At 41.9% G+C, this 6,682-nt stretch carries 6 protein-coding genes; 3 read left to right on the top strand and 3 right to left on the bottom strand.

The annotated features are described in order from the left end of the window. The first annotated feature begins 236 nt into the window (after nt 1–236). Entirely contained in the window at nt 237–2,429 is a 2,193-nt protein-coding gene (gene topA, locus ACEW80_RS23455) for a type I DNA topoisomerase (protein WP_373528899.1), read from the top strand. Between the two features lie 5 nt (nt 2,430–2,434). On the opposite strand, the gene ACEW80_RS23450 is transcribed toward topA, so the two are convergent. Next, a complete protein-coding gene (locus tag ACEW80_RS23450; protein ID WP_373528898.1) occupies nt 2,435–2,920 on the bottom strand; it encodes a molybdenum cofactor biosynthesis protein MoaE in 486 nt (161 codons plus the stop codon). Between the two features lie 150 nt (nt 2,921–3,070). Here ACEW80_RS23450 and ACEW80_RS23445 point away from each other — a divergent pair, with 150 nt between their 5' ends. Beyond that, the gene (locus ACEW80_RS23445) at nt 3,071–3,232 is read left to right on the top strand and encodes a hypothetical protein (RefSeq protein WP_373528897.1); all 162 of its coding nucleotides are present in this window, start codon (nt 3,071–3,073) and stop codon (nt 3,230–3,232) included. On the opposite strand, the gene ACEW80_RS23440 is transcribed toward ACEW80_RS23445, so the two are convergent. Together ACEW80_RS23440 and ACEW80_RS23435 are read right to left on the bottom strand one after the other, a co-directional pair. Beyond that, complete coding sequence (locus ACEW80_RS23440; RefSeq protein ID WP_373528896.1) at nt 3,225–3,965, bottom strand: hypothetical protein; 741 nt, start codon at nt 3,963–3,965, stop codon at nt 3,225–3,227. The two genes, ACEW80_RS23445 and ACEW80_RS23440, sit on opposite strands and share 8 nt — an antisense overlap. Before the next feature lie 8 nt (nt 3,966–3,973). After that, nucleotides 3,974–5,287, bottom strand: a complete 1,314-nt coding sequence (locus ACEW80_RS23435) for a cytochrome P450 (RefSeq protein ID WP_373528895.1) — start codon at nt 5,285–5,287, stop codon at nt 3,974–3,976. 133 nt (nt 5,288–5,420) lie between these two features. On the opposite strand from ACEW80_RS23435, the gene ACEW80_RS23430 reads away from it, so the two are divergent. After that, the coding region (locus ACEW80_RS23430; protein WP_373528894.1) for a flavin monoamine oxidase family protein at nt 5,421–6,682 on the top strand (1,262 nt) is incomplete at its 3' end.

The following is a 6,682-nucleotide window of genomic DNA, read 5'->3' as shown; positions in this document are numbered from 1 at the left end:
GCTCCTGAAGGGGACTTGACGCCACGCTCACGTGAGCTAGATCAAATTCTTCGTTTAGCCGCCTAGACCACCAGTTGCAACTTTTTGATACTTAGCTCAGGAATTTAATTTCTGGGTCAATTTCTGCAAAAGTATAGTTAGACTATAAAAGCGGATTTATTATAGTACATAAATACTAAAATGTATTATAAAGAGTTAATTGCCTACTTTTATAGAATATCCAGAAAACAAGCGCCATGCCGAAACGCCTTTTAGTGGTTGAATCTCCTGGCAAAGTGAAAAAGCTCAGTCAAATTCTCGGTTCAGAATGGATTGTGCGTGCCAGTTGTGGACACATCCGAGAACTCAGCGATCAGGGAGAAGATTCCCTGGGCTTTACTATGGATGGCAGTAGTGTACGGTGCAATTATGTACCGCGTGATCAACGGGCAAAGGAAACAATTGGACAATTAAAGGCTGCTGTTAAGCAAGTAACTGAAGTTGTTTTAGCAACTGATCCAGACCGTGAAGGGGAGACGATCGCTTGGCATCTCAAAGAAATACTCGGTCTGAGAGATCCCAAACGAGTCGTTTACACAGAAATTACCGCATCTGCGGTTCGAGGCGCGATCGCTAATCCCAGAAAGCTTGACTTCAACTTGGTAGGAGCCGGATTATGCCGAGATTGTCTAGACAAGCTGGTAGGTTATAAGGGAAGTCCCTTAGTTTGGGCATTGAACAACGGCGCTAAGAGTGTTGGCAGAGTTCAGAGCGCTACATTACACCTGATTTGTCAGCGAGAAAGAGAAATTCTGACTTTTGTGCCTCAAGACTACTGGAATGTCTGGGTAGATTATGCTGAAGGGTTCCGGGCTTTCTACCACGGGACAGTAAATGCTCGTTCAGATGCACCAGAACAAGCCACGGAAACTCACGATGACGCTGCAAGCAATAGCACAGAAACACCAGAGTCTAAGCGCGTTCTTTCGGAAGCGGAAGCAACACGCTTAGTTGAGGAAGCACGGCGCTACCCTCATCAAGTTATTCTCTTTGAAGGAAAGATTGTTAACCGCCAACCACCTCCACCCTTTATAACCTCAACTCTTCAACAAGCTGCTGGCTCAAAGCTGAAATTTGCTCCAGATAAGACGATGATCTTAGCCCAAAAGCTGTATGAGGCAGGGTTAATCACCTATATGCGGACAGACTCAGTAATGTTGAGTGCAGAGTTTTGCACCAGTGCGCGTCAGTGGTTAGAGCAGCATGATCCGCCGAATGTGCCGCAGCAGGTTGCTCATCATCGCAGTGTTAAAACGGCTCAGGAAGCTCATGAAGCGATTCGTCCAACAGACGTATTTCGGGCTTCAACCGAGTTGCGAGGGGAACTTCCTACTGATGAATTTAACTTGTACGTGATGATTTGGAAACGGGCAATGGCCTCTCAATGTCGCTCTGCCCAACTTCGTAAAACTCAAATTATCACTCAGTCTGGAACATTACTCTGGCAAGCTAGAGGACAAGTGGTAGAGTTTTTCGGTTATGCTCGCTACTGGAACAACCTGAGCAAGGATGCGATTCTGCCTTTTTTGCAACGGGGGCAGATGTTGACTCTGAAAAATGCCGAGCATGAGCAGAAACAGACACAACCACCACCCCGCTACAGTGAACCAAAACTTGTACAATTGATGGAGCGCAAAGGAATAGGCCGTCCAAGTACCTATGCTCCTACTATTTCTACTTTGAAAAAGCGAGATTATGTTCAGCAGACAAAAGGGCATCTCCAGCCAACAGCTTTGGGATTAGAAGTGGATGCTTTTTTGCTCAAGGCATTGCCAGATTTGCTAGAGGCGGAATTTACTGCCAAGATGGAGGATGCCCTGGATGCGATCGCTCAAGGAAAACAGCCGTGGCAGCATTACTTGATAAACTGGAACCAGAATTATTTTGTACCAGCGCTGGCGAAAGCTAAAACTGTAGTTTTCAGTTCATCTCCGACAAATAAGGTTGCTGCTGTTGAGCGCAAATATGAAACTTCTAGAACTCGTTGCCCTGATTGCAATAATTTTCTAGTCAAAATTCCCAGCAGTAAGGTCAAAAAGAAATTCTTCCTCAAATGTATCAGTGGGTGTGCAGATATTGTCCTGTTTTGGAGTGACCTTAACAAAACTTGGCAGCCACCCCGGACTAAGGCAGCTATTGGTGAAAATCCCCAAAAACTCCCGGTAAATATCACATCGTACCCCTGCCCAGTATGCAAGCAACCGTTAGAAGAGTACAGCTATACCAAGGATGGACAGAGCAAAACAATGCTGCGGTGTTCTGCTCAAGAGTCTTGGAAGGATAAAAAACATCAAGATGTAGCTTACTTCGGTACACCCAAAGGCTGGTGGAGTCCCAAGTTTGGCGAAATGAACAAAATTTCAACGCCGAGTTCAGGAGATGTCTGCTAAATAATTTAACAATTTTCTCCTAACTTTTCACAAGCACCAATACTCACCCAACGGCTAGAACCATCTTCCCAATGTTCTTTCTTCCATATAGGGGCATTATGTTTAAGGGTATCAATAGCATATTGGCAAGCTTCAAATGCTTCACTCCGATGAGGACAACCCACTGCTACTAAAACGCTAATTTCCCCAACTTGCAAACGTCCTGTGCGATGGTAAATCACCACCCGATTCACATTAGGCGTAGATAAGCGAATATCAGCAGCAATTTGATAAAATACTTGTAATGCCATCGGTTCGTAAGCTTGATACTCTAGGGCAACCACAGGTTTACCATCGGTTTGATTGCGAACCATGCCACTCATCACAACTACAGCACCGTTGGCTGGATCATTAGACTTGGTGTAGATTTCTTCAAAAGACAACGGTGCAAAAGTAATGGCAAAACTATCTTCGGCTCTTGGTTTAACAGCAGATGCAAGTGTAGTCGTCATAACTAAATCGATAATATTATATGGGCTTTTTCTATTGTCTCTGAACAAAGCGCTGCTGGTCTATAGGATTACTATTTGATTTTTGAACAAAATTAGGTATTGTAGAGTGTGTTAGAACGGAGTTCGTAACGCACTACTATTAAGGGTTTGATGCGTTACGCTGTCGCTAACACATCCTACGTATATTTTCAGAAATCAAACTGGATTCCTATATGTTTAGTTGATCGCATGGCACTGGAATATGGCAAGAAATATCCCGCCATGCAAAAAGCCAGTATTGTTGCCTCCGGTTCTACCGCCAAACTCAGCTAAGATGTGATTCAATGCTTATTACCGATTTAGTTTCTGGTATTTTTATCTCGATTTTATCGGCAGCAATCAAGTCCGCTGCTTCTTGTAAAAGCTCATGCTGTTCCTTTTGAATTGCTTCTAAACGATGAGAAATTTTTACCAATCTTTGTTGTTTATTTGTTTGAAAGTTTTCAGGTAGCAAAACTGGCAGGTTATCAATTGTTTGAGTGTTGGTTATTTGTTGAACGGCAAAACTACTAACTTTAGTTAAGGATAAAAAGCTAACTTTAACTAAAGCCTGAAGTAATTTTATCGGAACTTGGAGTATTGACCAACTAGCTGTCCCAATTAAACGGATGATTACTTTAATGATGCTCGAAATTAGAGCAAGTGCAAACAGCAAAATCACTAAACTGATAATTGGGTGATTAGCTGCCCAACCTAGCATTTGAACTAACTTAAAAAATACCGGGTGTTGTATCAACCAATCGCTCACAGAAGATGCCAATGCTTCTTTAACTGCTTGGGACGTTGTACTATTAAATTGTTCAGCCGTTTGCCAAGTTTGTTCTAAGCTTGTCGTAACTGTATCAATTGCCTTATCTGTCGTTGTACTTGCTGTTGCCTTCAAAGACTCCCCAACTTGTTGTGCTGAATTAGTTAGAGAGTTAACACTTTCGTTTACAAAATCTTTCGCATTTTGCAAGCGTTGCAAAACTTCATTAGGCAAATGTATGTCTATTTGAGATGCCATAAAACATTTCACTGGGGTTGAAATCGAACTCGTAACCCATCTTTGGGGCGATTCGTGGGAACCATAACTGTTTCTAAACTTTGATTAGGCAATATTTCCCAATGATAACTGCGTAGAAGGTGAGCAGCAACAATCTTCATTTCCATTTTGGCAAAAGCTATGCCAATACAGATTCGTGGTCCACCGCCAAAACCAACTAAACTAAAAGGATATTTTTTATGTTCTTGGCGCTGGGGACTGAAACGCTCTGGATCAAAACGCTCTGGTTGGGAGTAAATTTCTTGTAGACTATGAGTTATCACAATTGAATAAAGTAGTTTCCAACCAGCAGGAACATGAAAACCATTAAATTCAAATTCTTTAATCACACCACGAAACCCACCTCCCACAGGTTGATGCAATCTTTCGACTTCCCACAAAACTTGCTCTAAATAAGGCATTTTCCCTAATTGTTCTAAATCTAAATCACCTTTAGTTGCAAGTTGTAATTGTTCTTCTCTGGCTTTTTCCAGCACTTCTGGATGAAGGGCTAACTCTACACATAACCAAGTCAGCATCGAAGTAGTCGTTTCATGTCCAGCAAAGAGTAATAGTACCGATTGAGCGATGATTTCTTTTTCACTTAAGCTATTACCATCTTCATCTTTAGCTTGTATTAACAAACTGAGAACGTCTTTAGTTGGGTTCTGCTGACGTTCTCTAACAACTTGAGTTAGATGCTCTAAAATCTGGTTACGAGCAGCTATAGCTTTACCAAATGTAGTAAATGGTAAGGGCAACGGATTAATCGCAAACAGTCCATTTGTTAGGGTTGTAAACAACTGACTCAGACGCACACATTCGGGGCCAGGACGCGTACCCAATAACAATTGACTGGCAATATCAAACGTCAGTTGTTTAAACTCTTGGAACCAGGTAAACTCCTGTTTCTTCTCCCACTTTTGCAGATAACTATGTGTGATATCTTCCATTGTGGCGACATAATTCGTCAATGCTGGGCCATGCAACGCTGGCATCATCAAGCGGCGATTTCTGCGGTGTTCCTCTCCATCTTGCAGAAAGAGTGATTCACCCAACAATGTCTTAAAATTATCAGGCCATCCTTCGCGCCAAGAAAAATTCTCCATGTGGCTGGACAAAATGAACTCTAACGCCTCCGGCCCTGCCATTACTACAGTTGGTTTGCCAAGAAGATGAGTTTTGAAGATAGGCCCGTACTGGCGATAGCGCTTTTTGGCAAAGTCGCGGTCAAAAACAAAGGAAAGTGTTTCACCTAATATAGGTAGACCAAAGCTTCCAGGAGGAATTTGATTAGTTTTCATATTAGAATTTAATTACTTTAGAATTTTAATTTCATTACTTCATGTTTTAACTTCATTACTTTATCAAAAAACTTATCTAAACCTGCAATTATTAATAATATTTGAAAATTAGTAATAATATAAGGTGCGTTGAATGGCTAGGTCTGTATTAATGATATCTTTGCAACGCGCTTATAAAATTGCGAGGGCATCGATAAAAACTGGTATTTCCACAGATGAGATAGTTGACATTTTACAACAAAGAACTACTCGTCGGCGTTTACTTTATGGAGGTTTGGGATTAGCAAGTGCGATCGCTACGGCTACCTGGGATAATGGACGTGATTCTACGGCTTTTGCCACCATTCCCAAAGTACTAGTAGTGGGTGCGGGAATTGCTGGTTTGACTGCTGCCTATCGTTTACGGCAAGCTGGGGTTCCTGTGGACGTGATTGAGGCTAGAAACCGCGTCGGTGGTAGGATACGGAGTTTAGCCAATGCAGCAGGTACTGGCGTAACTGTGGAACTGGGTGGCGAATTTATCGATACAGATCATACCAAGTTGCGATCGCTTGCTCAAGAACTTGGTTTAGAAACAGCCGATTTACTGGCTGCGGATAAGGGATTAGTGCCAGAAACATGGTACTTTCAAGGGCGCAAAATTCCCAAATCAGAAATTATTACTTACTTTATACCTTTAGCAGAGAAGATTGAGCAAGATTTAGCTGCTATTGGGGATGGAGATGTAACCTATCGCTCTCACAATCAGGCAGCGATCGCTTTAGATAATACCTCGATTACACAGTATTTAGAGCAAGCAAAAATTAATCCAATTCTACAGGAGATGCTGGAGCTTGCTTATACTACCGAATATGGTCGAGAAGCAGCAGAACAATCCTGTTTGAATCTAGTGTTTTTGATTGGTACTAACACTGATAAATTCTCAATCTACGGCGAAAGCGACGAACGTTATACTATTCGTGGTGGTAACGCTCAAGTACCCCGTCTACTAGCGAATTCCTTAGCAAATGTTATAGAAACTGAAACAGAATTAGAAGCTATCACTATCCGTCCTGATGGACGCTATCGAGTTAGTTTACGATCTGGTTACAAAAAATTTGATCGTACTTATGAAAGAATTTTGTTGACATTGCCCTTTAGTACATTGCGTTTAGTGAAGTTGAATGTCAATTTACCAGCAATTAAACGAAAAGCGATCGCCGAATTAGGATATGGTACAAATGCCAAATTAATTACAGCCTATCAACAAAAATTGTGGCGCACTAAATATAACTCAACAGCATCAACATTTACCGATACAGGCTTTCAAAGCACTTGGGAATCCAGTCGCTACCAAAAAAGCTCCAAAGGTCTGATTACTAACTTTACTGGTGGTGAACATGGTTTATCTTTGGG

Source organism: Nostoc sp. (genome assembly GCF_041747015.1).
Lineage (GTDB): Bacteria > Cyanobacteriota > Cyanobacteriia > Cyanobacteriales > Nostocaceae > Nostoc.
The sequence above is the reverse complement of the archived record's forward strand: the minus strand, read 5'-3'. Positions and strand labels throughout refer to the sequence as shown.

Excerpts from the sequence above, each read along its gene's own strand:
- ACEW80_RS23450 (WP_373528898.1), bottom strand. The coding sequence starts at position 2,920 with ATGACGACTACACTTGCATCTGCTGTTAAACCAAGAGCCGAAGATAGT.
- topA (WP_373528899.1), top strand. The coding sequence starts at position 237 with ATGCCGAAACGCCTTTTAGTGGTTGAATCTCCTGGCAAAGTGAAAAAG.
- ACEW80_RS23435 (WP_373528895.1), bottom strand. The coding sequence starts at position 5,287 with ATGAAAACTAATCAAATTCCTCCTGGAAGCTTTGGTCTACCTATATTA.
- ACEW80_RS23445 (WP_373528897.1), top strand. The coding sequence starts at position 3,071 with ATGCGTTACGCTGTCGCTAACACATCCTACGTATATTTTCAGAAATCA.
- ACEW80_RS23440 (WP_373528896.1), bottom strand. The coding sequence starts at position 3,965 with ATGGCATCTCAAATAGACATACATTTGCCTAATGAAGTTTTGCAACGC.